Origin of the sequence: Streptomyces niphimycinicus, from assembly GCF_018883605.1 — a bacterium.
Classification (GTDB): domain Bacteria; phylum Actinomycetota; class Actinomycetes; order Streptomycetales; family Streptomycetaceae; genus Streptomyces; species Streptomyces niphimycinicus.
Map to the genome: position 1 here is coordinate 1 of NZ_JAHLEM010000571.1, position 3256 is coordinate 3256.

At 71.3% G+C, this 3256-nt stretch carries 1 protein-coding gene; it reads left to right on the forward strand.

Features of this window, described 5'->3' with window-relative positions; genetic code table 11:
* Window positions 1–44 precede the first annotated feature (44 nt).
* Window positions 45–3256: type I polyketide synthase (locus KN815_RS36670; RefSeq protein WP_253209464.1), on the forward strand; the 3212-nt coding region annotated here is incomplete at its 3' end.

Below are 3256 nucleotides of genomic sequence, written 5' to 3' on the forward strand. Positions count from 1 at the left end.
GGGTGGATGTGGATTACGCCTCGCATACGGTGCAGGTTGAGGCGGTGGAGGAGGAGCTTGCCGGGTCGTTGTCGCAGGTGCGGCCGGTGTCGTCCCGTATCCCGTTTTTTTCGACGGTGGAGGCGGGGTGGGTGGATACGGCGGAGTTGGATGCGGGGTACTGGTATCGGAATCTGCGGAGTACGGTGCGGTTTGCGCCGTCCGTCGAGCGTCTGCTGGAGGCGGACTTCCGGGCGTTTGTTGAGGTGAGTGCGCATCCGGTGCTGACGATGAGCATCGAGGCGGCGGCCGAGCAGGCGGACGACGCCGGACCGGTTGTGGTGACCGGGACACTGCGCCGGGGCGAGGGCGGTATGCGCCGTGTGCTCACGTCCCTGGGCGAGGCGTATGTGCGCGGTGTCCCCGTCGACTGGACCGCGCTGCTCGGCGACATCCCCGCGCATGCCGCCCTGGACCTGCCCACCTACGCCTTTCAGCACCAGCACTACTGGCTGAAGCGTGGCCACCGATCCGGTGAGGTGACCGCCGTCGGCCTCGCCGGTGCTCAGCACCCCCTGCTCGGCGCATGCGTGGAACTGCCCGATACGGACGGAGTGTTGTTCACCTCACGGCTGTCGCTGAGCACTCACCCGTGGCTGGCCGACCACACGGTGGCAGGAGCGGTCGTCCTCCCCGGCTCGGCGTTTGTGGAACTGGCGGTGCGTGCCGGTGACGAGGTCGGCTGCGGTGTCGTCGACGAATTGCTGATCGGGGCCCCGCTTGTGCTCACGGAGAGCACGAGTGTGCAGCTCCAGGTGGTCGTCGGTGGGGCGGATGACTCCGGCCGACGCCGCCTCACCGTCCACTCCCGGCGGCAGGGCAACGGGACGAACGGGACGGACTGGACCCGACACATCACGGGCACGCTAGCCGAGACCACCACCGCCCCCGATATCGACCTCGCACCCTGGCCGCCGGCCGGAGCCACCCCCGTCGATGTGAACCAGGTGTACGACGATCTGGCACGCGGTGGACGTGGCATCGGCCCGGCCTTCCGTGCTCTGCGCTCGGCGTGGACCCGTGGCACCGACATCTTCGCCGAGGTGGAACTGGCCGATGACCAGCACGAGGAAGCAGAGCGCTGCACACTGCACCCCGCACTGCTGGAAGCCGTATGCCACGCGGACACTCACGGCGAGGCATCGGCGCTGCCCGTCGCCTACCGTGCGGTGTCCCTGTCCGCGACCGGTGCGACCGCGCTGCGCGCGCGGATCAGCTCGGACGGCAAGGGGGGTGTGGCGCTGGAGCTGGCGGACTCCGCAGGCCGGGCGGTCGGGTCCGTGGGCTCGGTGATGTCGCGGCCGCTCCCCGCCGACGGGCTGGTGTCGGGCGCCGGGACCGATCCGCAGGACGCGCTGTTCCAGGTCGAGTGGTGCCCCCTCCCGGTCGCTACGGCCGCATCCGCCCTGGCCACCTCTGATCCGTTGACGGAGACGCTGACAGTCACGAGCCCGGCCGAGTTGACAACGCTCGCCGTCGCCCACGGGAACGTACCGCCCTTCATCTGCGTGGACTTGGCGGACACCACGCACGGCCTCCGGGGGCTGACCTCACAGGCGCTGGAGTGGGTTCAGGCGTGGCTGGCCGCGCCGGAGACCGATTCGCGGCTGGTCATCATCACCCGCGAGGTCACCGACCCGATCAGTGCGGCGGTCTGGGGGCTCGTGCGCTCGGCACAGTCGGAGTCCCCGGACCGGCTGGTTCTGGTGGCGATGGACGAGGACGCCGCCTCCGGCGCGCTGCTCCCCGCCGCACTGGCCACCGGCGAACCGCAGATGGCCATCACCGCCGGGGCGGCGTCCGTACCGAGGCTGGTGCGTGCGACGCCGGATGAGGAAGAGCCACGGCGGCCGCTGGACCCGGCGGGTACGGTTCTCGTCACCGGTGGCACGGGCGCACTGGGCCGGCTGTTCGCCCGGCACCTCGTGGCCGAGTACGGCGTACGCCACCTCCTGCTGGTCAGTCGCCGTGGTGGCGCCGCCGAAGGCGCGGCGGAACTGGAGTCCGAACTGGGTGCGCTGGGAGCGTCCGTACGCGTCGTGGCTTGCGACATCGGCGACCGGACCGCGGTGGCGGAACTGCTGGCCACGCTTCCCGCCGAAGCGCCCCTCACGGCGGTCGTCCACACCGCCGGGGTCCTGGACGACGGTGTGGTCACCGCCATGACACCCGAACGGCTGGACACCGTACTCCGCCCCAAGGCGGACGCGGCCGTCATCCTGCACGAGCTGACGCGCGACATGGACCTCGCGGCGTTCGTGGTGTTCTCCTCGGCCGCGGGCGTCTTCGGTAACCCCGGACAGGCCAACTACGCCGCGGCCAACGCCTTCCTGGACGCACTCGCGCAGCGGCGCAGGGCGGCAGGGCTCGCGGCCACGGCGCTCGCCTGGGGCCACTGGGCGCTCAGCAGTGAGATGACCGCTCATCTCACCGCGGCCGACCTGCGCCAGCACACCCGGCGCTTCGGCATGAGCGCCCTGTCGGAGCAGACCGGTCTTGCGCTGTTCGACGCCGGTCTGCGCAGCGCCGCGCCCGCGCTGGTGGCGGCCCGGTTGGACCTCGCGGGTCTGCGCGCCCACGCGGCCACCACCCCGGTCGTCCCTCTGCTGCACAAGCTGGTACCACCGGGCCGCCGGATCGTGAGCCGGACGGCAACGCCGCGGACCGACCTCGTACGGCGGCTGGAGTCGGCGGACCCCGCCGAACGGGAGCAGACGCTGCTGGACCTGGTCACACACCACGCCGCCCAGGTGCTCGGGCACTCCTCGGCGGACGGTCTCGCCGCCGACAGGGCCTTCCGGGATCTGGGCTTCGACTCGCTGACATCCGTGGAATTGCGCAACCGGCTCAACGCGGCCACCGGACTCCGGCTTCCCTCGACCCTGCTCTACGACCACCCCAGTCCACTGGCCCTCACCAGGCATCTGCACACCGAACTGCTGGAGGTGCCGAGCACCCCCGCCGCCCCGGCACCTGGGATCAAGGCGTCCGACGATGGCATCGCCATCGTCGCGATGAGCTGCCGCTTTCCGGGCGGGGTGCACAGCCCCGAGGACTTCTGGCGCCTGATCAGCGAGGGTGGCGACGCCGTCGGCGACTTCCCGGACGACCGTGGCTGGGATCTGTCGGCGCTCTACGACCGCGACCCGGACCACCCCGGCACCTCCTACGTCCGGCACGGCGCCTTCCTGCCCGATGCCGCCGGGTTCGACGCCGA